This is a genomic window from Flavobacterium sp. NPDC079362 (assembly GCF_050267765.1).
GTDB classification, from domain to species: Bacteria; Bacteroidota; Bacteroidia; order Flavobacteriales; family Flavobacteriaceae; genus Flavobacterium; species Flavobacterium azizsancarii.
This window is the reverse complement of the sequence record NZ_JBNNFM010000046.1, coordinates 1-16,268: the sequence shown is the minus strand read 5'-3', so window position 1 is coordinate 16,268 and position 16,268 is coordinate 1. Positions and strand designations below refer to the sequence as shown.

Sequence of the window (16,268 nt, the reverse complement as noted above, 5' to 3'; positions counted from 1 at the left end):
AAATTTGTTTAAGGTTTCAAGTTAACGCAACCTGAAACTTGAAACCTGAAACTATCTTTTCATATGGAAGAAATCATCAATAAAGTTGCCAATAGTGCCTTAGAAGTTTTTGATCTTGAGGATTATTATCCAAAAGGGATACGTGTTCAAATTGACATTTCGCAATGGCTTTTGGAAGGTTTTTTATTAAAAGAAAAAGACTTTAGAGAACATCTTAAAAATCACGATTGGTCTCAATATCAAGATCAATATGTGGCTGTAAATTGTAGCACCGATGCTATAGTTCCTGCCTGGTCGTCTATTTTGGTAGCGATTCAACTGGCTCCTTATGCTAAAAAGGTAGTTAACGGAACTATCGAAGATCTTGATGCGAGTTTGTATGAAGAACTCTTAAGCAAACTCGATTATTCTGAATACCAAAACAAACCTGTTATCATAAAAGGCTGCTCTAAAAAACCGGTTCCAACCCGTGCTTATATTTTAGCAGCAACTTATTTGCAACCTTTTGCAAGAAGTATTATGTACGGAGAAGCTTGTTCAGCAGTACCTTTATATAAAGAATCCAGAAAATAACTTTCTTACAGAATCAATATCCCTCTGCCTTTTAACGCTTTTTTAGTATATTTGTTCTTACACATTTAAACTATATACCATGAGAAAGCTAGCGTTATTACTTTTTATTGTAGCGAATTTAACTTTTGTTCAAGCCCAAAACTCAGAAAAAGAGCTAATTCAGAATACTGAAAAAGCAGTAAAAAAAATAAATGACACTATCGAAGGCGAAGGCTGGAAAGCAAAAGGAACCGTTTCGCTTTTACTAAATCAATCAAGCTTCAATAACTGGATTGCCGGAGGAGAAGATAGCTTTTCAGGAACTTTAGGAATCAACTACGATTTCAATTACAAAAAAAATGATCTTACCTGGGACAATAAAGTTTTGGCTTCTTACGGGCTTTTGCAAACTAAAAATGCCGACTATGAAAAAAAGACTGATGACCGTCTTGAATTCAATTCAATTGTAGGGAAGCGCGCTTTTGGTCAATGGTATTATTCTTATTTTCTGAATTTCAGAACTCAGTTTTCAACAGGTTATTTATATGGCAAGGATGAGAATGGAAAAGAAATCAGAACTGAAAACACCAAATTTATGTCACCGGGTTATCTTACTACGGGTCCTGGTATTTACTGGACAAAAGATGATAATCTTAAAATAAACTTTGCCCCTTTAACCTCAAAATTCACTTTTGTCGACGGTGCTTATACATCTGGAATCGATCAGGGAACAGGTTTACCATATGTTGATGGCGCCTATTTTGGTGTAGATGCTAACAAAACCATGCTTTACGAATTAGGTTTTTATGCTTCAGTTTATTACAAACTTGCCATCATGACGAACGTAACTGCAGAAAATACTTTGAATTTATATTCTAATTATCTAAAAGATCCTCAAAACGTAGATATCAACTACTCTCTTAATATTATTATGAAAGTAAACAAATTTTTATCTGCCAACTTATCCTTCCAGGCTATTTATGATGACAATGCTTTTAGTGGTTTCCAAACCAGAGAAGTCTTTGGTTTAGGAGTTAATTTTGGGTTTTAATCCAAAAGCTGCTCTAAGAAATTTACCGCAAAGAGCGCAAAAAATTTTACAAAAGCTTATTTTTATAAAACACAAAGTTCGCAAAGCCAGATCTAAATTTAGCTTTGCGAACTTTGTATTTTTTGAAGATCCTTTAATATAATTTTTTGCGCTCTTTGCGGTAAATTTTACTCTTGCTCTTCTTCTTCTTCTTTCTCGATTGCATCTTTATAATCAGGATACAAAAACTTATTATATGGAAATCTCGTGATATGAATCTGGCGAACTGCTTCATAGACTACTTCTCTGAATTCCTCAAAATTTTCTTTATTTGTTGCAGAAATAAACAACGCCTTATTCTGACCAACATTACTCATCCAGGTTTGTTTCCATTCGTCAAGTGTGTAATGTCTTCTTGTTTTCTCTGTAATCAAATCGTCTTCGTCGATTGTCAAATGTTTGTAGGCATCAATTTTATTAAAAACCATAATCGTTGGTTTATCATTACTCTTGATTTCTAACAAGGTTTGATTTACAGATTCAATATGATCTTCAAAATCAGGATGGGATATATCGACAACATGCAACAATAAATCAGCTTCGCGAACCTCATCTAATGTACTTTTAAAAGAATCAACTAATTGAGTTGGTAACTTTCTAATGAAACCTACTGTATCTGACAATAAGAATGGCAAGTTTTTAATCACCACTTTTCTAACTGTTGTGTCAAGAGTTGCGAATAATTTATTCTCAACAAAAACATCACTTTTACCAACTGCGTTCATCAATGTCGATTTCCCAACATTTGTATATCCTACCAGAGCCACACGAACCATTGCACCACGATTACTGCGTTGCACGCCCATTTGTTTGTCGATCGTTTTTATTTTCTCTTTAAGGAGAGCAATTCGGTCACGAACAATACGTCTGTCTGTTTCAATCTCAGTTTCTCCGGGTCCACGCATTCCAATACCACCTTTTTGACGTTCAAGGTGAGTCCACATACCAGAAAGCCTAGGCAATAAATACTGACATTGTGCTAACTCTACTTGTGTTCTTGCATAAGACGTTTCGGCTCTCTGGGCAAAAATATCAAGAATAAGGTGCGTTCTGTCTAAGATTTTACAATCTATGATTTTAGATATATTTTTCTGTTGCGATGGTGATAATTCATCATCAAATACTAAAGTCGATATGTCGTTTTCTTTTACAAAAAGATTGATTTCTTCAATTTTCCCTGTTCCAACAAAAGTCTTAGGATTTGGACGTTCCATTTTTTGAGAAAAGCGCTTTATCACTTCACCGCCAGCGGTAAAAGTCAAAAACTCTAATTCATCCAGATATTCGTTAAGTTTTTCTTCACTTTGATTTTGAGTTACAATACCAACGATGGCGGTTCTCTCAAAATTTATAATTTCTTTTTCTAACATAGCTTTGAATAAGATGCAAATTTAATGATTTGTAAGGTACTAACGCTTATAGAATTTCGTTTTTAAGTTCCATTTGGAAAATTAGTACCTCTATAAACAATCAAACCATTTAAAAAATTAAGAATAAATAAGAATTTAATCTTAACAATACTTAATTTTCAAATGGTTTCAAGTCCTTAAATAAGGTTGTTTTTATTCGTAAATAAAAGTCTTTTCTGTTTTCACAATTCCGTTTTCTTCTACCTGAGAACAAGAAATCGGGAAGTTTAATTTATTGTATTTGTATTTTCTGCTCACCCCAACTAAAACTGTTGATGACGGACTAAAATTCATTTCGTTATTATACGATATTGCTTCAAAACTAAACTCTTCTTCGTGATACGAAATCATGGGTACAATTACTTTATAATTATCCCCAAATAAATTCTGGACAATTAATGCATCTACAGATTTTTTATCATCAAATGTATAGGTTTTAGATATTTTATCACCCACAAGACCTTTGTGTCTTACCACATTATCATTGTTATAAGCATATTCAATTTTACCAATAATTGCTTTATTCCTATCTCGTGAAGTACGTCTTACAATGATACCATTTTCGACTATATACTCGATATCATCCAAGAGGTTCTGGTGATTTGTACTTTTCTTGGTAGTCACTTTTACTCTTGCTCCTTCGTAGAAAAAAGTAACCACTTTGGTAATATTGTCATTTCCTTCCTGATATTTTTTAACGAATTTTGTAATATTATTATCGGCATCATAAGTATAATTTACAACCTCTTTCCATTCGCTGCCTATTTTATCTTTTACAGTCATATCCAACAATCCTTTTGTGTTGTAAAAAAAATGCTGAACAACATCTGAAGTAGTAATGGTTTGAATTTTTCCTTCTTTAAAACCAATAGTTTTATTTACAATTTCACCATCTTTAGAGTTCTGGTAATTTGTTTTTACAATGTTAATTTGTTTTAATTTTACAGGCGCATTTTGATCCTGACTGTGCAACAAGCATGGAAAGACCATCATCATGATGGCGATAAAGTAGGTTTTCATGTGGTATTTTGTATTGATTTGGGATGACCAAAATACAAAATTCAATTAAAATTTAACAGTTTAAATTTCAAAAACAATATACTATTAAATTATCGACTAAAAATCAACACATTAACTGCACATTTAAAAAAATCCTTGTATTTTTTACCAAAAATTTTAACATCATCTACCATAAAAGCACCATTCAGTGTTTTGTCTTTAACTGATCCTATATATTTGAATGCAATATGAATATTTCCTGAATACGCAGACAAATCTATTCCTCCTGAACTTATAAATTGTCTTGTAGGTGTAGACAATGAAGGAAAATTTGCGGATAATATTGTCCTTTTTGCCTTAGTAACATTAGATCCATCAAAATTCGTAGAGATATAAACTTCTAAAGAATTTAATGGCGAATCGACTTTAAAATATGTTGTGCACTTCTAAAAGAAAGCACAGCATTTTTATATTCGTTCATATTTCTTTTTGGTGTATCCAACCAGGCAACATTTTCGGCAGCTGTTATACTTGTGGTATTAAATTCGGCGTAACCATTTCCCGCATACAACATACTTTTCCACAATTTTGACACTTTTTCTACAATACTCTGATGAACTATTGTAATCTGATAAATCAGCGTCTAATAATGTGATTAGAATTGCAGGTACATCATCAGAAAAATTATCTTCTAATTGTAATATCCCGAGATCTACTGTTTGTCCTGAATTTGAATTTACTTTTAAAAGCAAATCTTTATAGCTCTGACTGTGCAATAATAGTAATTGCTCTCCTTTTATGGAAGAATGCAATTCGAATTTTCCTTGTACGGTTGTGAGTTGTGTGATGGAAGAATTTTGAATACTTACCACCACAATTTCAAGAAGATTTTGTGTCTTTGCATCAATCACTGTTCCTGTGAAAATAGCTTCTTCTTGTGCAAAAGTGACACCAAAAGACAATAAAATAAAAACAAGCATATAATTTCTTCTCATAAAAACCCAATTTAATTTGATCAATAATTTTCAGGTTAATTTGTCTTGCTACAAAACATTTCAACTCTGAATCAAAAAATTAAATTGGTCTTTGGAAAAAGATTTGTGGTAGATTTAAATTCAAATATAGACAAAAAACAATATGGAAATATTTTCCTGTTAAATTTTTATTAAATAAAAATTGATTTATATGAACTTACTCTTTCAAGAAGCTTAATTCATTAATTTGAAGGGTAAAGAATCTATTCTGATATTCTTATTTTAGAAACCATAAAAGCAATCAAGACGCCAAAGATTCCGATGAAAGCAAAAGAAAATTGAAGTCCAAAAGCTTCTGCAATATGCCCAATAACAGGAGGTCCCATTAAAAAACCAAGGAAACTCACACTTGAAACAATGGTCAAGGCTTCTCCCGGTGGAACTGAAGGGTTTTTTCCCGCCATACTATAAACAGTAGGAACAATTGTTGCAACTCCCAAACCAACCAACATAAAAGCAAGTGTACACGGAATGATATAAGGAAGAAAAACTGCCGTGAAAAGTCCGACTGAAATCATTACCCCACTAATTTGCATAACGCGTTCACGACCAAATTTATTGATTAGCCCATCGCCTAAAAATCGTCCGCTGGCCATCATAATCATAAACGAAGTATATCCTAAAATAACCAAAGGTCCGGGTGCTTTTACAACATCTTTAAAGTAAACGCCGCTCCAGTCAAACATTACACCTTCGCTTGCCATACTGCAAAAACCAATTACTCCCAGCCATAGTAAAGAACTGTCTGGTTTTACAAACAACTTTTTCTTTTCGGTCGTTTTATTCTTTATTTTTTCTTTGGCTTTGACCAGAAATCTAAAATTAAAAGCAACCATTAAAAGCACAACTCCACCCACGATTAAAAAATGATGAAAAGGTGTCAGCTTTAAGGTTAGCATTCCCAAACCTACCAAAGCTCCACTAAATCCGGCAAAACTCCACATTCCGTGAAAAGAAGACATGATTGTTTTTTTAAAAAGGACTTCGGTGTAAACACCTTGTGTATTAACAGCAATGTTGGCAAGATTACCAAATACTCCAAATAGAAATAATCCTAAGGAGAGCTGCAATGCTGATGTTGCCAAACCTAAATTGGCAAGACATAAAACATACATTATCAGAGAGAATACCAAAATTCTATGGCTGCCAAACTTGGTAACCATTTTTCCTGAAAAAGGCATCACGATCAATTGCCCTACCGGAAGTGCAAAAAGAATAGAACCCAGATCACCTTCGGTCAAATGAAGAGCAGTTTTAATATCCGGAATTCGGCTTGCCCAGGTTGCAAAACTTAAACCCATCCCAAAATAAAACATTCCCACAGCAAATCGAATTCGGTTTAAATAAGACGCTTTCGCTTCTCTATAAACTTTCTTAATTTTTCCTTTGGTTTGAAATAACGATAATGGATTGAAACTAAACAAATTGATGGATTTTGAATTTTATACTGCAAAAATACTAAAAAGCAACTTTACAGACTATACAACCCTACTAGTTCCTAAATTTATAACGTTGTATGTTTATAAATTTTAAGAGGCAAAGGTTCTGAGAAGCAAAGAGACAAAAGTTTTTTTATGCCCACAGATTAGGCGGATGAAACGGATTGACGCAGATTTTCTTACTATTTTCTATAGAGACGCACTGCAGTGCGTCTTAAGATTTAAACAACAAGGGTAATTTGTTTTTTTGTCACTCCCGATAGCCCAATGTCATTAAGTTAAGCTTTTTTAAAGACAATTATAACTAAAAAATTCGCGCAAAGTCCCGAAGCTTCGGGATAGATTTTTCCTTGACTCATTGACATTGCCAATAGCCATTGCGATAAAAGATTAAAAGGATTAATAAAAAAATCTGCGTCAATCTGTTTCATCCGTAAAACCCGTGGGCAATTTTATCTACAAATTGATCACTTTTTGCTGTGCATGACTCGCAATTGCAGCTTCGATAATTTGCATCACTTTTACACCATCTTGTGCTGTAACCGGTTCTGATTTATCGTTTGCAATTGAATCGTAAACACCATCAAAGAATGAAAAATAATTTCCCTGAAGTGTTGGAATCTTTTCGCGAATTTCTTTTCCGTCAATTACTGTATGCAAAAGTCCCTGCAAAGTTTCTGACTCTGTTCCCCACGATTCTAAGTTTGGCTTTTTGCCCAATTTTAATTCATCTTCCTGAACATCGCCGCGTGGTTTTAATAAAGATCCTTTTTTGCCATGAATTGTGTATGCAGGATTTGCTTCTCTAACAAAGAAGCTGGCTTTTAATCGCACTCTGAAATCTTCATAAATCAATAATAAATCAATCCAGTCGTCTACCAAAGAATTTTCTCTTGTACAGCGTATATCTGCAAAAACTGACCTAGGAGAACCAAATAAACAAACCGCCTGATCGATTAAATGCGGGCCTAAATCTTTGAGGATTCCGGCTCCGTCATTCACGGTTTCTTTGTGTGCTTTTGGACTCAATAATGGATTGTATCTGTCAAAATGGAATTCTGCTTCGACTAAATCTCCTAAAACACCTTCTTTAATTACTTTCTGAACGGTTTTAAAATCACTATCCCATCTTCTGTTTTGAAAAACGGATAATTTCAGACCTTTTTCTTTGGCAATTGCAACTAATTCTTCGGCTTCGGCAACGGTTGTAGTAAATGCCTTTTCGACAACGGCATGTTTTCCTGCCAATAATACTTTTTTAGCATATTCGTAGTGTGTTCCTACAGGTGTATTTACGATTACCAAATCGACATCGTCAGCTAATAATTCGTCGATTGTTGGATAACTTTTTACTGCGGGATAATCCTCCTGAATTAATTTTTTACTTCTTTCCCAAGATCCTAATAATTCAAATCCCGGGTGGATATTTAAAAACGGAGCATGAAAAACTTTCCCTGACATTCCGTATGATAATAGTGCTGTTCTTATTTTTTGCATTTGATATCTTTTTTACAATTAAATCTATGTTTTCTAACCATTAAGAGATTAAGAAAATTAAGCTTTCCCTATAAATAGTTTAAATTAAAATATTCTGTTATAATATTGTCTTTATTTAAAATAAAGTTCATTTTTTTCTAACTATTAAAAAAATTAAGATTAGCAAGCAATCAAACTTAATTTTTCTTAATCTCTCAATGGTTTAAATCAAAAAAACTTATGTTTAAATTTTAGCGCGTTCGTATTGTTTTGGCCATTGAATATCGTCGTTTAGTTCTCTGGCGAAATCTAATGGTAAATTCGGATTTCTTAAGGAGGCTCTGGCAAATAAAACTAAATCTGCCTGACCTGTTTCTAAAATTGCTTCGGCTTGTTTTGCGTCGGTAATTAGACCCACTGCTCCGGTTAAAACTGAAGCTTCTTTTTTAACTTTTTCGGCAAATGAAACCTGATATCCTGGTTTTAATTCAATTTTTTGATGCGAAACCAATCCGCCTGATGAAACATCAATTAAATCTACTCCTTTTTCTTTTAAGATTTTTGAAAGTTTTACCGATTCTTCAGGATTCCATCCTCCTTCTGCCCAATCTGTCGCTGAAATACGAACAAGTAAAGGCAAGTCTGACGGCCATTCTGACTGAACAGCTTCTACAATTTCAAGCGTAAAACGGATTCTGTTTTCAAAACTTCCACCGTATTCATCCGTTCTCACATTGGTTAATGGAGATAAAAACTGATGCAATAAGTAACCATGTGCACCATGAATTTCCATTACCTGATAACCGGCTTCAACAGCTCTTTTGGTTGCTGTTTTAAAATCTGAAATCACTTTCTGAATTCCATTTTTATCTAAAGCTTCAGGAAGAAATGGCTCATCATCATGATACGGAATCGCACTCGCAGCAACTGTCTGCCATCCGCCCTGAGCGAAACCTAACTTTTTATTGCCCTCCCACGGAATTGAAACACTTGCTTTTCGTCCGGCATGTGCCAACTGAATTCCGGGAATCGAATTTTGAGAAATAATAAATTCGTTGATTGTTTTTAGTTTTTCAATGTGTTCGTCTTTCCAGATTCCAAGGTCCGAAGGAGAAATTCTGGCTTCGGAAGAAACTGCTGTAGCTTCCTGAATAATCAAACCTGCACCACCGCTGGCACGACTTCCCAGGTGAACCAAATGCCAATCGTTTGCAAATCCGTCAATCGCCGAGTATTGACACATAGGCGAAATCGTAATTCTATTTTTCAAGGTAATTTTTTTTATAGTAAGCGGAGAAAATAATAATGAAGCCATAGTTATAACTTTTTAATGATTGTATGCGATCTATTGATTGCGATAACGTTTAAAAAAGTAAAGTTAAGGCTTCTTGCTAAAACTAGAAATCTAAATGTTTATTAATTAACATATTTTAAAAGTACTAGAATAAGATATTTGTAACATAAACCACAAATAATTTACTAATAGGTAAGAGCAAAAGAAGCTTTGCTAAATTTATAGAGAAGCAAGGTCATTTATTAACAAGAATTTAAAACCTTAAGTGTTATCTTGCGGTCTTAAATTAAAATAGAAACGCTACTTTTGTGCGTTAAATTACGAACTAAAAATACAAAATGGATATAGTTATCAAACTCTCTCAATTTCTATTGAGTTTATCTTTACTTATTATTCTTCACGAATTAGGGCATTTTATCCCCGCAAAATTATTTAAAACAAGAGTCGAAAAATTTTACTTATTTTTTGATGTTAAATATTCTCTTCTAAAAAAGAAAATTGGCGATACGGAATACGGAATCGGATGGTTACCGCTTGGAGGTTATGTAAAAATCTCAGGAATGATCGACGAAAGTATGGACAAGGACCAAATGGCTTTGCCTCCACAACCTTGGGAATTTCGTTCTAAACCGGCATGGCAGCGTTTGATTATTATGTTGGGTGGTGTTACAGTAAACTTTATTCTGGCATTTATCATCTATATAGGAATGGCGTTTGCTTATGGCGATACTTATGTAGCGAATACTGACCTGAAAGATGGTGTATTGATTGAAAACCCTGTAATGCTTAAAGCTGGTTTTAAGACTGGCGATAAACTTATTTCTATCGATGGAAAAAAAGTTGAAAATTTTGACAAAGAGTTAAACATGAATATCATCATGGCTAAACAAGTTTTAATTGAAAGAAACGGACAACAACAAACTATTAACATACCAAATGATTTTGTTGATCAGTTATCTAAACATGAAAAAGGTTTATTAGTTGGTATTCGCGTGCCCTTTGCAATTGGAAAAGTTACTGACGAATCTCCTAATCAAAATTTAAAAACAAAAGATCTAATTCTTTCTCTTAATGGAGAAAAAGTGAAATATTTTGACGAGGCAAAAGCAGTGTTAGCTAATAACAAAGGAAAAACCATTCCTGCTGTTGTATTGCGCGATTTAAAAGAAACACCTATTACAGTTAAAGTTTCTAACGAAGGAACAGTAGGTGTAATACCAGGCGGATTAGATATGGCATCTTTAGAAAAACTAGGATACTATAAAGTAAGCACTAAAAACTACAGTTTAATTGAATCAATCCCGGTTGGACTAACAAAAGGGAAGGATCAATTAGTAAGTTACGGAAAACAACTTAAAATGATTTTTAACCCAGAAACTAAAGCTTACAAACAAGTGGGTGGTTTTGCGGCAATTTTCAACATTTTTCCTAGCACTTGGAGCTGGGAAGTATTCTGGTCGATCACTGCTTTATTGTCGATTATGCTTGGAGTTATGAATTTATTGCCAATTCCTGCTCTTGATGGAGGGCATGTGATGTTTTTATTATACGAAATAATTAGTGGCAGAAAACCAAGTGATAAATTCCTTGAAAACGCCCAAGTAGTTGGCTTCGTTTTACTTATAGGACTGCTTTTGTTTGCTAACGGAAACGATATCTACAAAGCAATTGTAGGCAAGTAAAAATATTTGATAAAAAGTGTCAAAATATTTTTGAGAAACTAAAAAATGCTCTATATTTGCACTCGCTAAAAAGAACAACATCTTCCTCCTTAGCTCAGTTGGTTAGAGCATCTGACTGTTAATCAGAGGGTCCTTGGTTCGAGCCCAAGAGGGGGAGCAACTTTTTTTTAGCAAACATATTTACCTTTAAGGTGATTCCTTCTTAGCTCAGTTGGTTAGAGCATCTGACTGTTAATCAGAGGGTCCTTGGTTCGAGCCCAAGAGAGGGAGCTTATTAAAAAAGACTTTACAGCAATGTAAGGTCTTTTCTCTTTTAATACCATAGCCAATCAGTACTTCATGATAATTTATTAAAAAATGGAAAATTTGTCATTTGACAACTTTGACAGATTTTTGGTAAAAAAAGGGATCAAACGCAAAAGCTGGGGATTAACCAAAAAGATTAGATAATCTGAATAAGAAAAAATCTACTTTTCGTACTCCTCTAAATTGACTTCTAAATGCTGGATCAATTCCAAAGCCTCTGGAATCTCAAAACATAAGCTATAATTATTAATTTATCTTAGCTGGATCAAATCTAAATCGAATCAAGCGTAAAAGTTTATTATATTGAACAAACCGCCACAAATAAACCGATAAGATAAATGACAATAAAGAATCTTCACTACATATCAGGACTAACAATTACGATTTTGTTGGACTACATTTATTCAATCATTTTATCAGTGTTTTTGGTGCTCAGGATCACATCGAGATGATGAACACTTTACGAATTTATTATCGTAATATTTGTGTTGAGACAGTTTTATTATTAGCCATTAGTTTCTGACGAGCTTATTATGTCTCACTACATTATTGCCTACATTTTTACTTTCGAACAATAGCATTGTTTCATTTGCTTTTCCTATTTCGTTGATGCCTTTTAGGGATTCTGCGTAGCGGTAATAATACATCGCATATAAATCTGAATTCATACCAATCAGCTCTTCGTAATATTTAGCAGCCGTTACCAGATCGCCATCAAAATAAGCCCTGTCTGCCACTTTTATAAGCATCTCTACAGATTTGTATCCTTTGTCTAAAACTTTAGCATACGTATCGACTACATCTATCGTTAAGTATTTGGGCGCTTCGGTTACTGCAATTACTTCGACTTTGACTGGTTCTATCTTTATTACAGTACTATCAACAAAAGTTTTTGATTGTAATGCTACATCAACGGTTTTTATCTTTGGTTTGCGGTATATAGGAGTTACCACCCTGGTATTATTAGGCCCGAGGTCATAAGTATTCACCATTTCTAATTTTGAAACTTCGTATTTGGTGATTCTTCTTCCGAAAGTCATATTAATTGTTTCTTCAACAAAATAACCTACTATGACAAGTCCTTCTTTCTTTGCAGTATCATTTGATTTTGTTATTGCGTGTTTGATACTCCCAGGGGCAAAAGCACGACCATTACTTTGTCCGAAAGAATAAAAAGAAAAAACAAATGCAATTGCTACAAAGTATTGTACATACGTTTTCATGACAAATCAATAAGGTAATTACCACTAACAAAAAAAATACAATTTAATATTTTTCAAGCACTTACATCCAAAACTAACTTCAAGTTACCTGAAAAACCGTTTAAGTGTTACTTTTTCTTTGTTTGGGTTCAATATATTCTTGTTTCGAGAATGCTTTCGAGAATTTTAGTCAAAAACAACACAGCAATTCGTTGACTATTTTATGAGTGCTTTTTTACTTTCGAATAACTTGATCATCTCATCAGCTTTATCCATTTGACCAATTCCTTTTAATGCTTGAGCATATCGATAGTAATACATCGACTCTAGTTTTTCAGACATGCTAAACAATTCTGAGTAATATTTAGCCGCATTAACCAAATCCCCGTCAAAGTATGCCCTGTCTGCAACTTTAGTAAGCATATCAATCGATTTATAACCTTTATCCAGAACTTTTGCATAAGTATTTACAACATCTACAGTAATATATTGTGGCCTTTCGGCCTGAGCAACCACTTCAACCTTAACAGGCTTGATAGTTGAGGTAACAGGATCAACCAAAACTTTTGACTGCAAACCTGATTCAACTGTTTTTATTTTCGATTTTCGATATATAGGAGTTACCACCCTTGTATTATTGGGGCCCAAATCGCAGGTATTGACCATACTTAATCTGGAAACTTCGTATTTGGTAATTGTTTTTCCGAAAGCCATATTAATGGTTTCTTCGACATAATAACCCGCTATAACAAGACCTTCTTTAGAAATGTTATCTGTCTCTGAACGCACTTGTCCTTTTTCTGTAGTAAACTGAGCATTGTTTACACGCTGCCCAAAACAATAAGAAGAAAACACACACATTGTGACAAAAAATACGGCATGTGTTCTCATTATAATGTGATAAGGGGAGTGAAATTAAAAACGAATAAAGATAGTTGTTTTCTCTTAAGCATATTACAAAACCTCAAAGAAACACTTAAAGCGGCTAAAGTTAAGAAGTTTTCTGAGGAAGCTGTTTTGAATATTATTGGAAATACATTAAATGATAACAGCATTATTAATGGAAATGCATATAACTGCAATTTCAACCCTCTTGATAAAGTTATAGAAGTTTATTAGCGTTTGGTTTTAGCTGAAAAAGAAAAAGTGGAGAAGTTGGAGAAGTTGTTGAAAGAGAAGTAAAAGTTCTTCTTTATGAAATATCAATAAAAAAGCGCTACAATTCAACATTGCAGCGCTTTTCTATTTTATAAAAACCTAAGACAATTAAACCCCTAATTTCTTAGCGATATCCGTTGGAATTCCACCTTTGTTTAATAACAAAGCAGTTGTTTTGTATCTCACAAAGTTTTTAGTCACAAACAAATATCCTTTGTAGTCGTTTGTTGCACCCCAAGAATTTTTTACAATGTAATATTCTTTTCCGGTTTGATCTTTTGCAAGACCTATAATGTGCATTCCGTGATCGTCTGTAGTTGTGTAGTTATCAAATGCAGTCTGACGCATTTCGGCAGTAATTTCAGGTTCAGCTTTTGGTCCGTTGAACATATCTGCTTTTTCTTCGGCAGTCATATCATCAAATTTCTTTGTTGGTACATATGCAACACCATTTTTCCAGCTAAAGCTTTTCTCGCTTACATCTGTTGCCCAGGCTACAGTATATCCTTTTTTCAAAGCATTGTCGATAACATCAGTCATGTCGTTTACTTTTACGTTGTAGACCTGATCAAATGACCAGTTGTCTGGCACCATCATTGTTGTTTTTTGGTAATACGGAGAAGTTGTAAAAGATGAGATCTCTACATACTCGTCTGGATTAATACCTACTACTTCTTTAGCAAAAGTTTGTGGTGTGTAGTTTTTTCCTTTATAAGCAAAATTTTCCGGCACAGTTCCTAAATAAGAATCGATTACGGCTGTATACGCTTTTTTCCAGTTTGGTGTTAATTCTCCGTTCGGGTTTTTAACCACAGCAGTTAGAACACCTTCAATAAGCGCTGCCATTTCTCCAAATTTATTTTTGTCAGTTCCGTAGTTCAATCCAGTGTAAACTTCTCTTGGTACGGTTCCGTATTTTTTGTACATATTAATTACATCATGCAATGCACCACCGTCGCCTAAAGTAACTGCTCCGTGCATACGAACATAATTAACTCCTTTTTCTACATAAACATTTCTTGCAGAGTAAATCTGAGACAATTCTACCGGTTGTTTTCCTAAACGAATCATTTCTGATTCTAAGAAAGAATTCGTAGAATAACTCCAACATGTTCCTGATGAACCTTGCAATTTTACAGAAGTAGTTCCAAGATTGATCACGTCAGTGAATTTAAAAGCTTCTTTACTTTTTTCGCTTGCATTTAGTTTTAGTGAATTCACTAAAATGTCTTGTGCAAAACAGCTTGTTGCCCCAACAAAAAAAACGGAAGCAGCAAGTACTGATTTGAATGAAAATGTATTCATAATTTATGTTTAATGATTTTATAAATTAGTTGTTGTAATCTACAATTTGTTACAAAACAATTAAATTTTAGTTAATAAAACTAACCTTCAAGCGTTAATTTTTACAAAATGTTTTTATTAATCTATAAAAACTTACAAACTATGCAAAACCAACAATCTTTATAGGATTAGAAGAAATTGCTATTTATTTTATTTTAATAGTAGTAATTTGGTTGCTGTAAATGCATTCATAATTCTGGATAATGTCCGAACTGGAAAAAGAGAAATACTTAGGCAATACCAAAAACATCTTTAACAACATGCAGGGAATTGCTGTTGTTGAAACAGAGTATCATAAAAAGGTTTACGAAGGCTGGCATTCGCACATCAATGCGCACATCACACTTTTTCTAAAAGGAGGAACGGCAGAAAAACGTAAAAACTCGAATACAGCTGTTGGTCCTGGTTCTTTATTATTTTACCATAGCGGTGAATTGCATTTGAATCAGGATACACTTTTTCCGTCTAAAAATATTAATATCGAAATTGAAGAAACGCTTCTCAAAGAACTTCAAATTTCTGAAGCTATTATCGAAAAATCAGTTCAGAACACGACGCTTTCTAAATTTTTAATTCTAAAAATTTTCAAGGAATCAATTCTTGCAGATGCTTTTTCTGGAGATACAATCAATATGTTGTTTGCTCAATTATCGAATGCCAATACACATTTAGAACGATACGAAAAAAGTCCGTTTTGGGTAAAAAGTTTAGAAGAATTACTAAATGATTGCTGGAACGAAAATCCAAACCTGCAGGATCTGGCTCAGGTTTTGAACCTGAACCCTATTACGATATCAAAACATTTTTCTAAATACTTTGGTTGTACCCTGGGTGAATATATGCGCAGGATCAAAATAAATCGTTCGCTTTCGCTGATAGTATCCAACCGAAGCAATTTGACAGAAATTGGTTTTCAATGTGGTTTTGCTGATCAGAGTCACTTTATCAGAACCTTTAAAAGTCAAACGGGATTTTTGCCCAAACAATTTCAAAAATTATAAAGAAGGCAAATTTCATTCTATTTTTTGATTTTGAAGCAGCCTACTTTTGCTTCATCATAAATCATTAAACCAAACCAAATGGAAACGCTTACTTTAAAACAAAGAACTTTTAATTCTCCCATAACCAAAATTATTCTTGCATTACTTACTTTTATGATGGTTGTTATTATTGGTCAACAAATGATCCGATCCCAGAGAATCATTCTGCCCGATTAATAGACAGTGTTGTTGAACAGTTGGAAATTTCCGAGATTATATCACAGTTTAAAGGCGGTGGAAGAT

At 33.6% G+C, this 16,268-nt stretch carries 16 protein-coding genes and 2 tRNA genes; 7 read left to right on the top strand and 11 right to left on the bottom strand.

The genetic code is table 11. The annotated features are described in order from the left end of the window. Positions 1-63 precede the first annotated feature (63 nt). Complete coding sequence (locus ACQKCJ_RS22715; protein WP_271337697.1) at positions 64-573, top strand: DUF2480 family protein; 510 nt, start codon at positions 64-66, stop codon at positions 571-573. 79 nt (positions 574-652) lie between these two features. Beyond that, a complete protein-coding gene (locus tag ACQKCJ_RS22710) occupies positions 653-1,603 on the top strand; it encodes a DUF3078 domain-containing protein (protein WP_271337698.1) in 951 nt (316 codons plus the stop codon). Positions 1,604-1,770: 167 nt separating this feature from the next. Here ACQKCJ_RS22710 and hflX read toward each other — a convergent pair whose 3' ends face one another. The 8 genes from hflX to ACQKCJ_RS22670 form a co-directional block, all read right to left on the bottom strand. After that, positions 1,771-3,012 carry a GTPase HflX gene (hflX, locus tag ACQKCJ_RS22705; protein WP_427402993.1) on the bottom strand — a complete coding sequence of 414 codons (1,242 nt, stop codon included), beginning with the start codon at positions 3,010-3,012 and terminating at the stop codon, positions 1,771-1,773. Between the two features lie 192 nt (positions 3,013-3,204). Further along, positions 3,205-4,071: a hypothetical protein gene (locus tag ACQKCJ_RS22700; protein WP_427402992.1), complete on the bottom strand. Its 867-nt coding sequence runs from the start codon at positions 4,069-4,071 to the stop codon at positions 3,205-3,207. A gap of 89 nt (positions 4,072-4,160) precedes the next feature. Next, positions 4,161-4,442 carry a hypothetical protein gene (locus ACQKCJ_RS22695; RefSeq protein ID WP_427403000.1) on the bottom strand — a complete coding sequence of 94 codons (282 nt, stop codon included), beginning with the start codon at positions 4,440-4,442 and terminating at the stop codon, positions 4,161-4,163. Between the two features lie 17 nt (positions 4,443-4,459). Then, the gene (locus tag ACQKCJ_RS22690) at positions 4,460-4,624 is read right to left on the bottom strand and encodes a hypothetical protein (RefSeq protein ID WP_427402991.1); all 165 of its coding nucleotides are present in this window, start codon (positions 4,622-4,624) and stop codon (positions 4,460-4,462) included. After that, positions 4,590-5,045 carry a carboxypeptidase-like regulatory domain-containing protein gene (locus ACQKCJ_RS22685; RefSeq protein ID WP_427402990.1) on the bottom strand — a complete coding sequence of 152 codons (456 nt, stop codon included), beginning with the start codon at positions 5,043-5,045 and terminating at the stop codon, positions 4,590-4,592. Before ACQKCJ_RS22685 ends, ACQKCJ_RS22690 begins: the two co-directional genes overlap by 35 nt. Positions 5,046-5,287: 242 nt before the next feature. Further along, positions 5,288-6,508, bottom strand: coding sequence for an MFS transporter (locus ACQKCJ_RS22680; RefSeq protein WP_271337703.1), 1,221 nt, complete (start codon positions 6,506-6,508; stop codon positions 5,288-5,290). Between the two features lie 471 nt (positions 6,509-6,979). Next, positions 6,980-8,020 (bottom strand): Gfo/Idh/MocA family oxidoreductase, encoded by a 1,041-nt coding sequence (locus tag ACQKCJ_RS22675; RefSeq protein ID WP_427402989.1) that lies wholly within the window; start codon positions 8,018-8,020, stop codon positions 6,980-6,982. A 223-nt stretch (positions 8,021-8,243) separates the two neighbouring features. Then, positions 8,244-9,314 carry an NADH:flavin oxidoreductase/NADH oxidase gene (locus ACQKCJ_RS22670; protein WP_427402988.1) on the bottom strand — a complete coding sequence of 357 codons (1,071 nt, stop codon included), beginning with the start codon at positions 9,312-9,314 and terminating at the stop codon, positions 8,244-8,246. Positions 9,315-9,631: 317 nt separating this feature from the next. Here ACQKCJ_RS22670 and rseP point away from each other — a divergent pair, with 317 nt between their 5' ends. The 3 genes from rseP (at position 9,632) to ACQKCJ_RS22655 (ending at position 11,245) form a co-directional block, all read left to right on the top strand. Then, positions 9,632-10,975, top strand: a complete 1,344-nt coding sequence (gene rseP, locus ACQKCJ_RS22665; RefSeq protein ID WP_427402987.1) for an RIP metalloprotease RseP — start codon at positions 9,632-9,634, stop codon at positions 10,973-10,975. An 83-nt stretch (positions 10,976-11,058) separates the two neighbouring features. After that, positions 11,059-11,132, top strand: a tRNA-Asn gene (locus tag ACQKCJ_RS22660). Positions 11,133-11,171: 39 nt separating this feature from the next. Further along, positions 11,172-11,245: transfer RNA gene (locus ACQKCJ_RS22655), tRNA-Asn, on the top strand. Positions 11,246-11,793: 548 nt separating this feature from the next. On the opposite strand, the gene ACQKCJ_RS22650 is transcribed toward ACQKCJ_RS22655, so the two are convergent. From ACQKCJ_RS22650 to ACQKCJ_RS22640, 3 genes are all read right to left on the bottom strand, one after another. Further along, positions 11,794-12,504: a hypothetical protein gene (locus tag ACQKCJ_RS22650; protein ID WP_271337708.1), complete on the bottom strand. Its 711-nt coding sequence runs from the start codon at positions 12,502-12,504 to the stop codon at positions 11,794-11,796. Positions 12,505-12,699: 195 nt separating this feature from the next. Beyond that, positions 12,700-13,374, bottom strand: a complete 675-nt coding sequence (locus ACQKCJ_RS22645; protein ID WP_271337709.1) for a hypothetical protein — start codon at positions 13,372-13,374, stop codon at positions 12,700-12,702. A 375-nt stretch (positions 13,375-13,749) separates the two neighbouring features. Next, positions 13,750-14,946 (bottom strand): aminopeptidase C, encoded by a 1,197-nt coding sequence (locus ACQKCJ_RS22640; protein WP_427402986.1) that lies wholly within the window; start codon positions 14,944-14,946, stop codon positions 13,750-13,752. 242 nt (positions 14,947-15,188) lie between these two features. Here ACQKCJ_RS22640 and ACQKCJ_RS22635 point away from each other — a divergent pair, with 242 nt between their 5' ends. Continuing rightward, positions 15,189-15,986, top strand: a complete 798-nt coding sequence (locus ACQKCJ_RS22635; protein WP_271337713.1) for a helix-turn-helix transcriptional regulator — start codon at positions 15,189-15,191, stop codon at positions 15,984-15,986. A 78-nt stretch (positions 15,987-16,064) separates the two neighbouring features. Next, the gene (locus ACQKCJ_RS22630; protein ID WP_271337714.1) at positions 16,065-16,202 is read left to right on the top strand and encodes a hypothetical protein; all 138 of its coding nucleotides are present in this window, start codon (positions 16,065-16,067) and stop codon (positions 16,200-16,202) included. Positions 16,203-16,268: the final 66 nt, after the last annotated feature.

Bases quoted from the DNA above. Each gene is read 5' to 3' on its own strand.
- ACQKCJ_RS22690 (WP_427402991.1), bottom strand. From the start codon at position 4,624: ATGTTGTATGCGGGAAATGGTTACGCCGAATTTAATACCACAAGTATA.
- ACQKCJ_RS22635 (WP_271337713.1), top strand. From the start codon at position 15,189: ATGTCCGAACTGGAAAAAGAGAAATACTTAGGCAATACCAAAAACATC.
- ACQKCJ_RS22715 (WP_271337697.1), top strand. From the start codon at position 64: ATGGAAGAAATCATCAATAAAGTTGCCAATAGTGCCTTAGAAGTTTTT.
- ACQKCJ_RS22645 (WP_271337709.1), bottom strand. From the start codon at position 13,374: ATGAGAACACATGCCGTATTTTTTGTCACAATGTGTGTGTTTTCTTCT.
- ACQKCJ_RS22650 (WP_271337708.1), bottom strand. From the start codon at position 12,504: ATGAAAACGTATGTACAATACTTTGTAGCAATTGCATTTGTTTTTTCT.
- ACQKCJ_RS22670 (WP_427402988.1), bottom strand. From the start codon at position 9,314: ATGGCTTCATTATTATTTTCTCCGCTTACTATAAAAAAAATTACCTTG.
- ACQKCJ_RS22710 (WP_271337698.1), top strand. From the start codon at position 653: ATGAGAAAGCTAGCGTTATTACTTTTTATTGTAGCGAATTTAACTTTT.
- ACQKCJ_RS22675 (WP_427402989.1), bottom strand. From the start codon at position 8,020: ATGCAAAAAATAAGAACAGCACTATTATCATACGGAATGTCAGGGAAA.
- ACQKCJ_RS22640 (WP_427402986.1), bottom strand. From the start codon at position 14,946: ATGAATACATTTTCATTCAAATCAGTACTTGCTGCTTCCGTTTTTTTT.
- hflX (WP_427402993.1), bottom strand. From the start codon at position 3,012: ATGTTAGAAAAAGAAATTATAAATTTTGAGAGAACCGCCATCGTTGGT.
- ACQKCJ_RS22685 (WP_427402990.1), bottom strand. From the start codon at position 5,045: ATGAGAAGAAATTATATGCTTGTTTTTATTTTATTGTCTTTTGGTGTC.
- ACQKCJ_RS22630 (WP_271337714.1), top strand. From the start codon at position 16,065: ATGGAAACGCTTACTTTAAAACAAAGAACTTTTAATTCTCCCATAACC.
- rseP (WP_427402987.1), top strand. From the start codon at position 9,632: ATGGATATAGTTATCAAACTCTCTCAATTTCTATTGAGTTTATCTTTA.
- ACQKCJ_RS22700 (WP_427402992.1), bottom strand. From the start codon at position 4,071: ATGAAAACCTACTTTATCGCCATCATGATGATGGTCTTTCCATGCTTG.